Below are 16,143 nucleotides of genomic sequence, written 5' to 3'. Positions count from 1 at the left end.
GTTTAATTTTTTATAGATTGTATTATTGTTTGTTCTGTTTTTTGCATTAATTCTTCAAATGAAAAATCTTTGACGGCCATGGGTTCATGAATGATAAATTGCAAACTATTCCCTAAACCCATTGGGAAAGCACCAAATTTAACCATTTTCCATGAATTATTAATGGTAATGGGCACAACATAAGCAGACGGAGCGTATTTACATAAGATTTTTAACCCACTTTGAGCAAACTCTTTTGGCTTTCCGTTTTTACTTCGTGTTCCTTCCGGAAAAATAACAGCTGATCTTTTGTGTTTTTCAATATATTCAGATAAGCCTTTGATGACAGGAATAGCTTGTTTCGGATCTTTTCTGTCAATCAAAATAGATCCACCATTTCTTAAATTATAAGAAACACTCGGAATCCCTTTACCTAATTCTTTTTTGCTGACAAACTTGGCATGAAATCTTCTCAGATACCAAATGATTCCGATAATATCAAACAAACTTTGGTGATTGGCTACAAAAATAATCGGAACGCCTTTCGGAATGATTTCTTTGTTTTCAAAAGTATAAGTAGTTCCTAAAATATTGGTGCATTTGGTTAAGAAAAAATTCAAATAGTCTACGCTTTTCTTGTGCGCTTGATAGCCGAAAACATTGAAACAAACCCACTGAATAGGGTGAAAAATGACCAGTGTCAATCCGAAACACAAATAGTAAATCACTGAAATCGGGTACGATATAAGTTTTTCCATACGGTAAAAAATTGTAGACAAAAGTAAGTAAAAATCAAAGCATGAAGCACACTTCAGAATCAAAAACATTATATAATTTTCAGAAAATAGACACTTTTAGTGTACTTGTTAAGTATCAAACTTTTCTACCTTTGAAAACAGAGCATCACAAGAAGCATAATTTGTTCAAAACTCCTCCTTGTTGAATCTTATAACATTAAAAAAAGCGTTATTTTTATGCCACTAAATTTTTAAAAAATGAGTTCAGAAAAAGAAGCCAAATTAAAAGCGTTACAACTAACCCTTGATAAATTAGACAAAGCCTACGGTAAAGGAACCGTGATGAAAATGGGCGATAAAGCGGTTGAAGAAGTTGAAGTTATTCCTTCCGGTTCATTGGGATTGGATTTAGCCTTAGGAGTAAACGGCTATCCGAAAGGAAGAGTCATTGAAATATACGGTCCGGAATCTTCGGGTAAAACAACCCTGACCTTACACGCCATTGCCGAAGCCCAAAAAGCCGGAGGTATTGCGGCATTTATAGATGCAGAACATGCTTTTGACAGACATTATGCAGAAAAGTTAGGGGTTGACATTGAAAACTTAATCATTTCCCAACCCGATAACGGAGAACAAGCCTTAGAAATTGCAGAAAATTTAATTCGCTCCGGAGCTATAGACATTGTGGTAGTTGACTCGGTTGCCGCACTAACTCCGAAAAGTGAAATTGAAGGCGAAATGGGTGATTCTAAAATGGGATTACACGCGCGTTTGATGTCACAAGCTTTGAGAAAATTAACCGGAACCATCAGCAAAACCAACTGTACGGTTTTCTTTATCAACCAGTTGAGAGAGAAAATCGGAGTAATGTTCGGAAATCCGGAAACCACTACCGGTGGAAATGCTTTGAAATTTTATGCTTCCGTTCGTTTGGATATTCGTCGTTCGTCACAAATTAAAGATGGTGAAAACGTAATCGGAAACAGAACCAAAGTCAAAGTGGTTAAAAACAAAGTAGCACCACCTTTCAAAACGGCAGAATTTGATATCATGTACGGAGAAGGCGTTTCTAAAACCGGTGAAATATTAGACTTGGCCGTTGAATTTGAAATCATTAAAAAAGCCGGCTCTTGGTTTAGTTATGGTGATACCAAACTCGGACAAGGTCGAGATGCTGTCAAAGTTTTAATCAAAGACAATCCGGAATTAGCCGATGAATTAGAACAAAAAATCAAAGAAGTCATTAAAGAAAATAATGCCTAAAACAAAAAACGTCTCGATAAAAAACCGAGGCGTTTTTTTATTAATTTAACGCAACCTTTTTAAAGTACATTCATCTTACCCAAAAATTAACTTTATTATGAAAAGAATACTTTTTCTTTTAGTCTCATTTTTTTTATTCAATTCTTGTTCGCCGGAGGATGGTCCTAATTATAGTTATGAGTTAAGACCGATAGTAAGTGTTGATATCCCGAGTGAATTTACATTAGGAGGAGTCTATACTATTACACTGCACTACAATAGGCCTACTACTTGTCATTATTATAATGCAATTTCCTACCACAAATACCTTAACGAAAGAACCATAGCGGTTGAAACCGCCAAAGAAGAAAGAAATGACTGTACAGCAACCCCAAATGATGTTTCAACTTGCTCTTTCGATTTCCAAGTAACCAGTAATGGCTCCTATGTTTTTAAGTTTTGGCAAGGAAAAGACGAACAAGGAAACGATATTTATTTAGAATACGAAATACCGGTACTCGAATAGAACACAACAATCAATTTTTGAAAATTGGATTTAAATCAACTCATAAATGATTGCAAAAACAATGATAGAAAAGCACAAGAACAGTTATATAGAATGTATTCGCCAAAACTGTTTGCTGTATGCTTAAAGTATTCGCGCAATTATACTGAGGCTCAAGACAATTTGCAAGACGGGTTTTTACTGATTTTTAATAAAATTGAACAGTTTTCGTTCAAAGGTTCTTTTGAGGGTTGGCTAAAGCGAATAATGATTAATAACGTGTTACAGCAATACCGAAGCCAAACTTTTTTGAGTTTAGTGAATGAAGATGTAACCGAGGATTTTGAGGTTGAAGTTGAGGACGATTATATTTCTATGGATTATTTGTTAAAAATCATTCAAGAATTGCCCGACAGATACCGATTGGTTTTCAACCTTTATGTAATCGATGGATATTCCCATGCTGATATCGCTGAAATGCTGACCATCAATATCGGTACCTCAAAATCAAACTTGGCACGAGCCAGAATGATTTTAAAAGAAAAAATAGAACAACACAAAAACGAAGAAGCCAAAAAGCTTCCTTCTGCAAAATGAATGATAAAAAGAACATAGACAGACTTTTTCAAGAAAAGTTCAAAGATTATGAAGTCAGCCCTGCTGATGATCTTTGGGGCAATATTGAAGCAAAGCTAGCCGATAAAAAACGCAAAAGAGTAATTCCGTTTTGGTGGAAACTTTCCGGCGTGGCGGTGGCAATCCTCATAGGAATACTACTGACCCAAAACTTTTTTAACAATGATGTTCCCCAAACAAATTCAGTAGTCAATCAAGAGAATTCTAAACAAAATCGTGGGAATAGCGATTTGGAAAAAGGTATTCCAAGCAAAATGGAAAACACTACCGAAGGGGTAACTACTCAAGAAAGTCAAAGCAATCACGTTTTAAAAACAGATAACACTGATGAGGCTCCGACTACCAATTCAAAACAACGAAAATTGGATAGAAACATCTATTCATCGCCTATCGTAAACCATTCAAAAACGACTGTAGCTCAAGGAAAATCAGCTAAAAATAGCGCTTCTAAAAACAAAATAGCTTCAGAAAAAAGCAAGTCTTCAGTTGCAGAGAACATTTTTGTAAAACATGAAACGCCGGTTACGGTGAGCAAAGAGACTTCCAGCCAAACCATTGCTAAAAATGGAATTGCTCAAACTGACAATAATGATTCTAAATCAAAGGAAACCAATACAATTGCAGTTACAAAAGAAATCAATCTTGAAGCGCTAAAAGGTGATAATAATACTATAATCGCTGACAAAGAAGTTGAAAGTAAGGTTAATGACACAACCAATAACAAAAATCAAGAGAATAATCCTTTGGAAGAATTGCTGGCTGAAAAAGAAAAAAAATCTAAACAAGAATCTAAACAAAATAGGTGGCAACTTACCTCAAATGTTGCTCCTATTTTTTTAGGTTCAATTTCAAATGGTTCACCCATTGATTCAACTCTTGTGAACAATTCCAAAACCTATAATACAAGTGTTGGTTTTGGTCTTGGCGTAAGCTACGCCGTCAATTCAAAATTGACTATAAGAACAGGTTTGAACAAATTAAACATGAATTACAACACCAATAATGTATTTTATTATGCCACTATGCAAACGCGATATTTGTCGGGCTTAAGTCCAACCGGTGCCGGTTATACTTTGCAAGTGGAAAGTGCAGTTCCTTCCAATTCTCCGGCAGCTCTTATGCCTTCTGAAAATGATCTTTTGGCATTTGAGGAAGCTATTGTTCACAAAAATGAAGGATACATTCACCAAGAAATGGGCTTTTTAGAAATGCCGTTGGAAATGTCTTATGCCATTGTTGAGAAACGTTTTGGTTTAAAAATTATCAGTGGTTTCAGTACTTTATTTCTACAAGACAATTCCATCTCCATTGTTTCCAACAACCGAACAACTGTTTTGGGTAGAGCCAATAATTTGAATTCGGTTCATTTTAGTACCAATATCGGTTTGGGAATCAAATATGGCTTTATGAAGTCTTTTGAACTTAATGTAGAGCCAACCTTCAAATACCAATTAAATACCTTCCGCGCAGATGACGGAAATTTCAAACCTTACGTGTTTGGCATTTACAGCGGAATAAGTTATAAATTCTAGTTTGTGATTGTTTAAAAATTAGTTAAGTGGTGTTATTGCTTTCGAGTAATAACTAAAAAGAGTTCCGATCCCGAAGCTTCGGGAGGAACTCTTTTTTATTTTAAATCTTCTTCTAAATCTTCTTCTAAATCTTTTAAAAGTAAAGCCCTGACATTGCTTTTTAATGCTTTTTTATAATCTGCCGTTTGATTTTTGGTGTCAAAAAAACGATGCACTTTTGCCCTCATCAATCCGGGACTTCCGCTGAAAAAGGTATAAGAAAAAAGTCTTTTATTATCATAAAAAGTCATAGGAACAATGGGAATTTCGTGTTCAATGGCCAAGCGGAAAGCGCCATCCTTAAATTCATCCAAAACCACACTCTCCTCGGGAACGCCGCCTTCAGGAAAAATGCAAATACTTACGCCTTGATTTAATCTTTTTTGGGCACGCCCAAAAACCGCCATTCTACTTTTAGAACTGCTTCGATCCACCAAAATACAAGTTCTTTTATAGAAAAACCCAAATAACGGAATCTTAGCCAATTCTTTTTTCCCCACAAATACAAAGGGATTTTTAACTATAGAAAGCATCAACATGATATCGGTCATCGAAGTATGATTGGCTACAAACATATAACTTTTACCTTGCTGCGGTTCTTCTTCAAAGGTTACTTTGACCCGAAAACCCATCCCGAAAAGAATAAATTTAGCCCAAATTCTGGCCATCACAAAAAAATACGCATACCATTTTTCCGAAAGAATAGAAACAAACAAAAACGGAAACATGACGATGATGGGAATGGCCATCAAAATGTAAAACCAAATGCGGTAAAGCGTCCAAAAAACAATTTTCAATGCTCTCATGTGGTCAAATGTAATGAAAGGTATGCAATTTTTAATACAAAGGTTTAACTTTGCGATTAGAAAAAAATTAAAGATGTCAAAAATATTAACCGGAATTCAAAGTACAGGAACGCCACATTTGGGAAACCTTTTAGGCGCTATATTACCTGCTATTGAGTTGTCAGAAAACCCAAGCAACGAATCGTTTCTTTTTATTGCCGATTTACATTCGGTGACCCAAATTAAAAATGGTGATGAACTTCGCCAAAACACTTACAGCACAGCAGCTGTATGGCTAGCTTGCGGATTGGATGTGAATAAAGTGATTTTTTACCGTCAAAGCGATGTGCCGCAAACGGCTGAATTGTCTTGGTACTTGAGTTGCTTTTTCCCGTTCCAAAGGTTAACCTTAGCGCATTCTTTTAAAGATAAAGCCGACCGATTGGAAGATGTAAATGCCGGTTTGTTTTCCTATCCGATGTTGATGGCAGCCGATATTTTGTTGTATGATGCCGAATTTGTTCCGGTAGGGAAAGACCAAATGCAGCATATTGAAATTACCCGCGACGTAGCGGCTCGCTTTAACCATCAAATGGGAGAAACTTTTGTTCTTCCGGAAGGCAAAGTTCAAGAAGAAACCATGTATGTTCCGGGAACAGATGGTCATAAAATGAGTAAATCTCGAGGCAATCTCATCAATATATTCCTCGAAGATAAAGCGTTGCGCAAACAAATCATGAGCATCGAAACCGATAGTACGCCATTGGAAGACCCAAAGAATCCGGATACTTGTAAAATATTTGCCCTTTATAAATTGGTAGCCAATGCGGCGCAAATTGCCGAAATGAAAGTAAAGTATGCCAATGCCAATCGTGACTTTGGTTACGGCCATGCCAAACAAGCTTTGTTTGAATTGATCTGTGAACGATTCAAAACCGAAAGAGAAAAATATAACTACTACATGAATAATCAAGCTGAAGTAGATGCTTTACTCAAATTAGGCGCCACTAAAGCCGGGAAAATTGCGGATGGTGTTTTGCAAAAAGTAAGAACCAAACTGGGATTTGAATAACTTAGTCCTCTATCAAACCGCCGTTTTTGTAGTTTAGTTTGACATCGTTTTCAAAAATATGATCTTCTGCTAAAATGGCTTTGGCCCTTGGAGCCAATTCACTGAAACGGTATTCTACAACCGAACCGCCTCTAACAAATAAATGGTTGCTTTCCGTTTGGAAAGTAGCCAATTTTTTTCCCAAATAAACATTAAAAATGGTCTTGGCTTCTTCGCTATTGAAGTTAACATAAAGAAAATCACCTGCTTTTATGTAATGAGCGGTTCGTGGAATTTTGATGCTGTCATATAATACCGCGTTTTCTAATAACAACATGTCATAATCGCTACTGTTTTGTATTCTGATGTTGTTACCGCTTTCGCCTGTGGGCTGGTTTTCGTAGAAGGTTTCAAAAGGGTTTTGCCCGGTTTTAATATCACTGATTTTGGTCAATCGCTTGATTTGATCTTGATTATAATCGACTAAAAAAGTGCGAAAACTGTCAATTTTAAACTTCATGTCAGTATAATAACGGTCTAACTTTCTAGGCTCAGATTCGGTTTCATAATCATCATAATTCTCGTAATCGTCATACTGATTATTCATTTCAGAAATATCGCTGATAAAAAGAGAAACTCTTATCAATATAAACAATCCTACTACGGCATAAATCCAATAATATTTCTTTCGGTTAACCGCAAAAGGTTTGTAATTGATCTCGGCACTTTCTTTTAAGGTTCCTATGTTTTTTGAAAGCTGATCGTCAAGCGCATCATAATTTTTCATTGCGGTAAAAGTCTGCTTTGCCAATTCAGAAGTCTTATCTGCCATATACATATTCATTACCGTGGTAAAAAATAGTTTGATTTTTTCTTCCAACTCTTCGTTTTTTAAACCATTCAGGAAGATAAAGAAATGGGCATCTTTGACGTAAAGTATTTTCGAAAAATCGCCAAATGGTGGCTTTAAAGTCCGATTGGCTAAATCGAGTTTTTCTTTGGCAAAAAAGTAAATTAGATTTGCCATTTCATCCGGCAAGAACTCATGCGCTTCAACCAATAATGCTATCTCCTGAAACTCATTGGCCTGAATTTTATCCAAAACAAACGGATTGAGCTCTTCAATCAAAAATGTTTGAATAAAAGCTTTAATCGCAGTGGTATCTTGCACCTCAACTGCGGTTGGAAACTGTTTTTTGGAATAATTTTTTTGGGCAAAAAAGTTAAACAACGCACGGTTATTCATCACCGCCTGAAATGGTTGAGCATGCTTTTTCAAAGCTTTAAAAAACTGAGCAATGGAGTGGTCCGTCAAATTGGAATGGTTTAGTTTTTCTTGTTCCAATCTGCTTTCCATTTCGGTAAAATCTGCTTTAGTCAATGACCCAAATTGGGTTACATCAACAGACAATAGTGTAGCTATTTGAATAATATTCATAGTTGTTTTTTAAATTGCTTCAAACAATTTTCCGGGCAAAGGTCTTATAATTCCTTTTAATTCCATGGTCAGGAGAATTGAAGAAAGTTTAAAAATAGGAAAATCGCAATCGAGAGCCACAATGTCAAGCAACTGTTTTCCATTTTGCTGCAAGTAATCATAAATTTTTTGTTCCTCAAAATCCAAAGACACAAAAAGTTGTTTTTGAATCACTTTATGGTCTTTTTGTGTCGGCGGATGAATTTCCCAGTTCAAACCGTAAACCAAATCGGCCGCTGACGTAATCAAATTGGCACGCTGGGTTTTGATTAAATCATTGCATCCCTGACTGTATTTATCGGTAGTTCTTCCGGGAACCGCAAATACATCTCGGTTATAATCATTGGCCATATTGGCTGTGATTAGCGAACCTCCTTTTTCGGCACTTTCAATCACAATTGTAGCTTCACTCATACCGGCTACGATTCGATTTCGTTTGACAAAATTTTCTTTATCGGGATTGGAATGGCTCCAAAACTCTGTTAGAAATCCGCCGTTTTGTTCCATTTTTGCGACGTGTTTTTTATGGGTTTTGGGGTAAATTTGGGTCAACCCATGTGCCAAAACACCTATGGTTTGCAAATCGTACTCCATTGCTGCTTGATGCGCTACTATATCTACACCATAAGCAAAACCACTAACAACTACCGGGTTAAAAATGGCTAAATCTTCTATGAGTTTTTTGCAAAATTCTGTCCCGTAAGCCGTAATTTGTCTTGTTCCGACAATGCTAATCATTTTGCGGTTTTGAAAATCAAAATTCCCGGAAGCAAAAAGCAAAACCGGTCCGTCAACGCAATGTTTTAAACGGTCCGGATAATCGTTATCTTGAAAATACAAAACTTTAGTATTTTCGTTTTGGAGGTATGTCAATTCTTGTTCGGCTTTCTCAAAAACAGTTTTGTCTTTTAGGTTTTTAATTAAAACCTCTCCAACGCCGTCAATTGCTTTTAACTCTTTTAGTTTGGCCTTAAAAACATTTTCTGCTGAACCACAGTGATTTATCAGTTTTTTGGCCACAATATCACCTACGCCATCAACGCGTAAAAGAGCCAAAAGGTGAAAAAGTTCGATTGTATTCATATCAATAAATTACTACAAAACTAAATATTTTTCTTTTGGATTGTTAATAAAATTTGTGAATAATTTTTTGATAGTACTATTGTTTCTCTAAATTTGTTGACATGAAGATTGAACCTTACATTTCCCAATTATTATATCGTTATCAGTGCGTTACTGTTCCCGGATTTGGTGCTTTTTTGACCGAATACCAGTCGGCGCAATTGGATGAAAGCGCTCATTCGTTTTATCCGCCAAAAAAAATGATTTCGTTCAATCCATTTATCAAAAACAATGACGGTTTATTGGCCAACCATTTGGCACAAACCGAAAAAATAGCCTATGAAATAGCGGTGAACGTTATTCAAAATGAAGTGTCTGAATGGAAAAACAAAATTCAGGAATTGGGTCGTTTTTCGGTAAAAAATATAGGCGAATTCACCTTGAATGCTGAAAAAAATTTAGTGTTTATTCCGGCTGATCAAGTCAACTACCTTAAAGAATCTTTTGGTTTGAGTTCGTTTGTTTCTCCGGCAGTAAAACGCGAAGAGTACAAACAAGTCATTGAAACCTTAGAAGAAAAAGCACCTATTGCCTTTACTCCGGAAAAGAGAAAAAGCTACAAAGCCTTAAAGTTTGCAGCTGTTTTTACCCTTTCTTTAGGTTTAACCGGCGCTTTAGGTTACAAATTATATGACAATTATTTGACCCAAATCGAGCGAGAAACTTTATTGGTACAATCGAACGTTCAGAAAAAAATCAATCAAAAAATACAAGAAGCGACTTTCTTTATTGAAAATCCGTTACCTAGTGTGACCTTGACCGTACCGAATCAAAAAATGCCCTACCATGTAGTAGCCGGTGTTTTCAGAATCGAAAGCAATGCAGAGAATGCTTACCAATCTTTACTGAAATTAGGTTTTAAAGCCAAAAGACTGCCTGCCAACAAACACGGCATGTTCCCGGTGCTTTACGGAAGTTTTTCCTCCTATACCGATGCGCAGGACACTATGAAAGACATCAAAAAATTAGACAATAAAGACGCTTGGTTGCTGATAGAAGAGTTATAAAAAAGTCCCGAGAAATCGGGATTTTTTGTTTTCAGTAATTACCTTTGCAAAAAAAAACATGACACCTAAACATCCTTCCGATTCCTTAACGGTTTTAACCGATTTAGTGTTGCCTAGCGAAACCAATCCTTTGAATAATCTTTTTGGCGGTGAATTATTGGCTCGTATGGACAGAGCCGCTAGTATAGCAGCCCGCAGACATTCTCGAAGAATTGTGGTAACGGCTTCGGTAAATCACGTGGCATTTAATCGTGCGATTCCTCTAGGAAGTGTTGTTACTGTTGAGGCCAAAGTATCCAGAGCGTTTAATTCATCCATGGAGATTTTTATTGATGTTTGGATTGAAGACAGAGAATCTGGAAACAGAACAAAGGCTAACGAGGCCATTTATACCTTTGTTGCCGTTGATGAAATGGGACATCCGGTGCCCGTACCGCAAATTGAGCCGGAAACAGAGTTGGAAAAATCTAGATTTGATGCAGCTCTTCGCAGAAAACAATTGAGCTTGGTCTTGGCCGGAAAAATGAATCCTCACGACGCCACAGAACTAAAAGCTTTATTTGTTTAACGGTCGTTTTTTATTCAAAAAAGCAGTATATTTCGAAAAATTCCGTACAATGAAAACCTCTCAACTTTGGTTGGGTTTTTTATGCCTTTTTGTGAATACTGTTGTGGCGCAAAAAGGGATTGATCCAACACCTGAAGACATTAGTAAAGCAAAACAATTAAGAGAAAAATATGCTAAAGACGATATTGCTATCCTGGAAAGTAGTGATTTTGTCAGTTTTGATTTGAACAAAAAGGACGGGAAAGTCATTGTCAATCATACGGCACGAGAGAACTTAATGAACATCAACCATCGTGCAGATATTCACAAATATGAGTTTTATGACAGTGAATCGAGCATTCAAACTTTTAGCTTGAAATACCGAAATGATAAGCCGGCACAGTTTAGCGTAACTGATGAATTTTACAAAGACAATGATTTGTTCTATAACGATGCCAAAGTAAAGTATATCGCTGTTGATTTCCCGGTTCAAGGGTACAATTACAAATACGAAATGGAGAAAAAATACGATGACGTAAAATATTTTACGGCCTTGTACTTCAATGATGAATACCCTATTTTAAAGAAAAAAATAGCCTTTGATATTCCGAATTGGCTTGAAGTTGAATTAAGAGAATTCAATTTTGAAGGACATAAAATCACCAAAACATCTACCCAAGAAGGCAATATTACTCACGTTACTTACACCTTTGACGAGGTTCCGGCCATTTATAAAGAAGAAGAAACACCGGGTAGAAGTTACCTCTATCCGCACATTTTAATTTTGGCCAAATCATTTACCAAAGACGGTGTTAAAACGCCTTTGTTCAGAGATTATAACGACTTATACAAATGGTATCGCTCATTGATTTTAATGATGAAAGACGACACCAACGTGCTCAAAGACAAAGTAGCCGAACTGACCGCCAATGCCAAATCCGATGAAGAAAAAATCAAAAATATCTATTATTGGGTTCAAGATAACATTCGATACATTGCCTTTGAAGATGGGATTGCCGGTTTCAAACCCGATGAATCCAACAATGTGTTCACCAAAAGATATGGCGATTGTAAAGGCATGGCCAATTTAATCAAACAAATGCTGAAACTAGCCGGTTTTGATGCGCGACTGACATGGATCGGAACCAAACATATTGCTTATGATTACCGAACGCCTTCTTTGGCAGTAGATAACCACATGATTTGCACTTTATTTCACAAAGGGAAAAAGATTTATCTTGATGGTACAGAAAAATTCAATTCTTTAGGTGACTATGCCGAGCGCATTCAAAACAAAGAAGTCATGATTGAAGACGGCGAAAAATGTATTATTGAAAAAGTACCGGGCGGAACGGCAGAGGCTAATAAAGAGCTCTTCAAAGCTACGCTCAGCATTGAAAATGAAACCATGATCGGCACTTGTAACAAAAGTTTTTTCGGCGAAAGCAAAACCCAATTTTTAAACATTTACAACAGCTTTGAAACCAATAAAAAGAAAGAACGCCTAGACGGATTTTTATCACGTCAAAACAAAAGCATCCAAGTAAAAGAGGTAAAAACCAGTGACTTTAAAGACCGCGATATTCCGTTGACGCTCGACTACGGCATTACCATTTCGAATAAAGTTTCCTCTTTTGACGATGAAATTTATGTCGATTTAGACTTTATGAATGAATATAAAAACTTCGAATTAAAAGACCGAAAAGTGGATTATGAGATGGATTACAAAACCAACTTCAATTCGCTCATAACTTTAAAAATTCCCGACGGTTATAAAGTGACCAAAATTCCTTCTAATCTTGTAATTAAAGAGCCCAATTTTGACATCAACATTAGTTTTGAAAACACCGGAAAGGAAATCGTTTATAAAAAAACATTCCTCTTCAAAAACGGCTGCATCAAGGCCAATGAAATTGAAAAATGGAATGATTTCAACAAAAAACTAATCGAAAATTACAACCAACAAATTACCTTATCCAAATAAAACCAAAGTCAAATGAGAGCCAAACTGTTATTGCTTTTGCTATTAGTTACCACTTCGATAGTAGCACAAGATAAAAAAGAAGTGAAAGAATTTTTTTGGGGCGCCAAAGATGAATTCAAAAAAGCCAATACAGTTCCCGATAAGTGGAAAAATGAATCGGCGGTTATCATTCACAAAAGAGAGCATTACAATTACCATAAGTTTGGTGCCAATGTTACTTACACTTCGGCCATTCGAAAAAGAATTAAGCTTCAAGACCAAGCAGCAGTAACTGAGTTTTCGCAGTTTTCTTATAAAACCAAATTCTATTCCAACAAAGCTTACGGTAGCGGATTTTGGCGCAGAGGAACCAATTTTATTGGTGTAAAAGTGGTTAAACCCGATGGAAAAGAAATTGAAATCGATGCTGAAAAAGAATCAAAGGAAGTTAACGGTGAACAAAAATTAGCCATTTCCAATTTGGAAGTTGGTGACATTATCGATTTTTATTTTTACAGCATTGAACCTTTCAAATCCGTTTATGATTACAGTTTTGAAGCGGTTGAAACACCTTTAGGCGATGTTTATCCAACGATGGATTTAAAGATTACGCTGGAAACCGAAAACGACTTCTTTGTCAACTTCAACACTTATAACGGAGCACCGGAATTGAAGCAAATACCAACCAAAAACAGTGGTGAAAGAAGTTATGAATTGGCCGAGAAAAACATCGAGAAAAATGAATTCCCGCGTTGGTTTTATCCTTTGGCAGAAATGCCTTGTTACAAGTTTCAGGTGATTTTTGCCCGCTCGGGGAAGTTTGAAAAATTAGCAGATGGTTTTTTATCTGAAAGTGAAAAAGAAATCAAGAAAACCGTCGCCAAACAAGACATTTACGACTATTACAACAAAAAGTTTGTCCCTAACGGAAATTTAGACCCTATCAAGGATTTCTTGAAAGGGAAAACATTTACCAGTGACGAAGAAAAGATTCGCGAAGTATATTATTTCTGTCGACACGAATATTATACCCGATATTTGGAAGCCTTTGTTGTTAATGAAGCCAAACTTTTTTATCCGTTTGAATATTACGGCTACAATCCGATATTCTTTAGTAGTGAAGAATCGTTTATCAATTACTTCATGTATTTCCTTAAAAAGAACGAAATTGATTATGACATTATCGTAGCAACGCCAAGATATAATGGTTCTATAGATGATTTGTTAATTCAAGGCAATGTGACCAAATTGATCCGAGTGAATACCAAAAATCCGGTGTATTTACAATATTTTTCGCCTTACACCAGCGCTGATCAAATTGATTATACTGTAGAAAATTCTAAAGCTTATGTGTTGGAAGTTTCTAAAGGGAAAAAAGTAACCGATGCCTCAACAGTTATGCTTCCTTCAAGTACTTATCAGGAAAACAGCTATAAAACCAAAACGACCTTAACGTTGGATAACTTTACCGGTTTTGCTGTAAAAAGAGAATCTTTTTATTTGGGTCATTTGAAAGAAAACGAACAAAAAGACAAGTTCAATTTCTATGATTATGTGTATGAAGATTACAAAAAGTACGGCACAACCCAGCTTTTGGAATACGTTAAAAACAAAAAGAAAAAAGAGCAATACACTAATGAGTTGAACGCTTTGGTCAACAAAATGAAGGACAACCAAAAGGAAGCCTTCGAAAAATCGACCGAAGAAGAATATGAGTTTGACGTTGACGATTACAAGTTTGAAATCAAAAGCACCGGTCGTTACGGCAAAAAATCGGCTTTGGAAACCGAAGAAACTTTTACGGTTAAAAATAATTTAATCAAAAAAGCGGGCGATAAATATTTGATAGAAATTGGCAAAATGTTGACTTCCCAAATTGAAATTGACCAAAAAGAGAAAGACCGAAAAAACAATATTTACATGGTTTATCCGCGTTCTTTTGAGAATGAAATTATTTTGGAAATTCCGGCCGGTTACAGCGTTTCCGGATTGGAAAAACTAAACAAGAAAGTAGAAAATGAAACCGGAGGATTTACGGCTACAGCTGAAGTAAAAGGAAATCAATTGGTCATCAAAACTTTTAAGTACTATAAAAACTACTATGAGACCAATGCCAATTGGAGCAAGATGATTGCTTTCTTAGATGCGGCATATCAATTTACTCAGGAAAAGATTTTATTAAAGAAAAACTAATGCTGAATATCATTCTAAACAAAAAACCGACTTAGTAAATTAAGTCGGTTTTTTTTATCTTGAAGATAACCAAGTGGTCGGATTAAAATAAGTGCTGTTTTGAGAAATCACAAACTTAAGAATGGTGCGTCCATCGGCATCGGTTCTTATCTTTCCGAGTACTTCTTTGGCCGAAACTTTATCTCCGGGTTTAACATTTACCGTGCTTAAATTTTGATAAAGCGTAAAGAAATCACCATGTCTTACCAAAACGGCTTTTTTAAGTGGTGTGACTTGTTGGATTTGAATTACTTCTCCCGAGAATACCGCTCTGGCCGAAGCGCCGCTTTCTGTTGAAATTTCAATACCGCTATTGTGAACTTCGATGGTTTTAAAAACCGGATGTGGTTGATTACCATAACCCAAACTCACAACGCCTTTTTCCACGGGCCAAGGCAATCGCCCTTTGTTGGCTTTAAAATTATCAGAAACTAATTTCCCTTCCGGGGTTAAAACGATATTAGTGGAAGACTCAATCGCTTTTTTCTCGGCGGCTGTAATTTTCGGATTGGCTTTGACATTGGCAGCAGCGGTTTTTTTATTGGCTGCCACAATCGCATCGCGAATCATCTTCTTAATTTGGGCATCTATCTTTTTAGTTTCGGCTTGTTTCTTTTTGATTTCTGCCGTGATTTTACCTTTCTCTTTTTTGATTTGATTGGCAATCTTTTCTTGCTCTTGCTTTTCTTTGACCAATTCCTGCTTTTCCTTTTCGTTCTCGGCTATCAGCTTTTCTTTTTCCGATTTTTGAGCGCCAATTTTTACATTGTAATCTTCGAGCTGTTTGGTTTTGCCTTTAATCTCTTCGCCTTGCATTTTGCGATAGCTTGCATATTGTTTCATATACTGCGCTCTTTTATAAGCCTGAAGGAAGTTTTGAGACGACAATAAGAACATGGCTCTGCTTTGTTCCGAACGGCTCTTATACGACTTTAAAATCATCTCTGCGTAGTCTTTGCGCAGTTGTTCTAAGTCGCGGTTGAGCTGGTTTATTTTGAGTTGGTTGATATAAATATCATTGCTCAACAACTTGGTTTGTTTTTCGGTGGTGCGGATGAGTTTTTCTTTGAGTCCGATTTTCTCTTTTTGAATCAACAACTGACCAACCACTGATTTTTCTTTACTCTTAACCGATTGCAACAACTTTTCTTTCTCCTGAATTTCGAGTTGGATTTTGGCTTTTCTTTGTTCGAGTTCTTCCTGTGTGGGCGGCTGGCTCCACATTGGCATAGCTAAACAAAAGAATAATAAGCAGAAAAGGAATCTTGGCATAGTAAAGTAAATTTTGG

Annotated in this window: 14 protein-coding genes; 9 read left to right on the top strand and 5 right to left on the bottom strand. The window is 36.3% G+C overall.

All coding sequences use genetic code 11. The annotated features are described in order from the left end of the window. Positions 1-2: 2 nt before the first annotated feature. The gene (locus P7V56_RS02795) at positions 3-737 is read right to left on the bottom strand and encodes a lysophospholipid acyltransferase family protein (protein WP_171221192.1); all 735 of its coding nucleotides are present in this window, start codon (positions 735-737) and stop codon (positions 3-5) included. Between the two features lie 237 nt (positions 738-974). On the opposite strand from P7V56_RS02795, the gene recA reads away from it, so the two are divergent. The 4 genes from recA (at position 975) to P7V56_RS02775 (ending at position 4,631) form a co-directional block, all read left to right on the top strand. After that, positions 975-1,979 carry a recombinase RecA gene (gene recA, locus P7V56_RS02790; protein ID WP_171221193.1) on the top strand — a complete coding sequence of 335 codons (1,005 nt, stop codon included), beginning with the start codon at positions 975-977 and terminating at the stop codon, positions 1,977-1,979. Positions 1,980-2,076: 97 nt separating this feature from the next. Then, the gene (locus P7V56_RS02785; RefSeq protein ID WP_171221194.1) at positions 2,077-2,484 is read left to right on the top strand and encodes a hypothetical protein; all 408 of its coding nucleotides are present in this window, start codon (positions 2,077-2,079) and stop codon (positions 2,482-2,484) included. Between the two features lie 24 nt (positions 2,485-2,508). Further along, positions 2,509-3,060: an RNA polymerase sigma factor gene (locus P7V56_RS02780; RefSeq protein WP_171221195.1), complete on the top strand. Its 552-nt coding sequence runs from the start codon at positions 2,509-2,511 to the stop codon at positions 3,058-3,060. Beyond that, positions 3,057-4,631, top strand: a complete 1,575-nt coding sequence (locus tag P7V56_RS02775) for a hypothetical protein (RefSeq protein ID WP_171221196.1) — start codon at positions 3,057-3,059, stop codon at positions 4,629-4,631. Before P7V56_RS02780 ends, P7V56_RS02775 begins: the two co-directional genes overlap by 4 nt. A gap of 95 nt (positions 4,632-4,726) precedes the next feature. Here the strand turns inward: P7V56_RS02775 and P7V56_RS02770 are convergent, their stop codons facing one another. Continuing rightward, complete coding sequence (locus P7V56_RS02770) at positions 4,727-5,476, bottom strand: lysophospholipid acyltransferase family protein (RefSeq protein ID WP_171221197.1); 750 nt, start codon at positions 5,474-5,476, stop codon at positions 4,727-4,729. A gap of 73 nt (positions 5,477-5,549) precedes the next feature. Between P7V56_RS02770 and trpS the strand changes: the two genes are divergently transcribed. Next, entirely contained in the window at positions 5,550-6,527 is a 978-nt protein-coding gene (gene trpS, locus P7V56_RS02765; protein ID WP_171221198.1) for a tryptophan--tRNA ligase, read from the top strand. Position 6,528: 1 nt separating this feature from the next. Here the strand turns inward: trpS and P7V56_RS02760 are convergent, their stop codons facing one another. Then, positions 6,529-7,944, bottom strand: a complete 1,416-nt coding sequence (locus P7V56_RS02760; RefSeq protein ID WP_171221199.1) for a hypothetical protein — start codon at positions 7,942-7,944, stop codon at positions 6,529-6,531. Positions 7,945-7,953: 9 nt separating this feature from the next. Beyond that, positions 7,954-9,066, bottom strand: coding sequence for a DNA-processing protein DprA (dprA, locus tag P7V56_RS02755; RefSeq protein WP_171221200.1), 1,113 nt, complete (start codon positions 9,064-9,066; stop codon positions 7,954-7,956). A 101-nt stretch (positions 9,067-9,167) separates the two neighbouring features. Between dprA and P7V56_RS02750 the strand changes: the two genes are divergently transcribed. Genes P7V56_RS02750 through P7V56_RS02735 form a run of 4 tightly spaced genes read left to right on the top strand, consistent with a single transcriptional unit; the run spans position 9,168 to position 14,815 of the window. Continuing rightward, positions 9,168-10,112, top strand: a complete 945-nt coding sequence (locus P7V56_RS02750; protein WP_171221201.1) for an HU domain-containing protein — start codon at positions 9,168-9,170, stop codon at positions 10,110-10,112. Between the two features lie 58 nt (positions 10,113-10,170). Further along, positions 10,171-10,680, top strand: coding sequence for an acyl-CoA thioesterase (locus P7V56_RS02745; protein ID WP_171221202.1), 510 nt, complete (start codon positions 10,171-10,173; stop codon positions 10,678-10,680). A gap of 49 nt (positions 10,681-10,729) precedes the next feature. Beyond that, positions 10,730-12,643 (top strand): transglutaminase-like domain-containing protein, encoded by a 1,914-nt coding sequence (locus P7V56_RS02740; protein ID WP_171221203.1) that lies wholly within the window; start codon positions 10,730-10,732, stop codon positions 12,641-12,643. A 12-nt stretch (positions 12,644-12,655) separates the two neighbouring features. Beyond that, a complete protein-coding gene (locus P7V56_RS02735; RefSeq protein WP_171221204.1) occupies positions 12,656-14,815 on the top strand; it encodes a DUF3858 domain-containing protein in 2,160 nt (719 codons plus the stop codon). A gap of 54 nt (positions 14,816-14,869) precedes the next feature. Here the strand turns inward: P7V56_RS02735 and P7V56_RS02730 are convergent, their stop codons facing one another. After that, positions 14,870-16,126: a murein hydrolase activator EnvC family protein gene (locus P7V56_RS02730; RefSeq protein WP_171221205.1), complete on the bottom strand. Its 1,257-nt coding sequence runs from the start codon at positions 16,124-16,126 to the stop codon at positions 14,870-14,872. Positions 16,127-16,143 lie beyond the last annotated feature (17 nt).

Origin of the sequence: Flavobacterium sp. IMCC34852 (genome assembly GCF_030643905.1) — a bacterium.
In the GTDB taxonomy this organism is placed as follows: Bacteria; Bacteroidota; Bacteroidia; order Flavobacteriales; family Flavobacteriaceae; genus Flavobacterium; species Flavobacterium rivulicola.
Note: the sequence above shows the minus strand (reverse complement) of the source record. Positions and strands in the feature narration are given on the sequence as shown.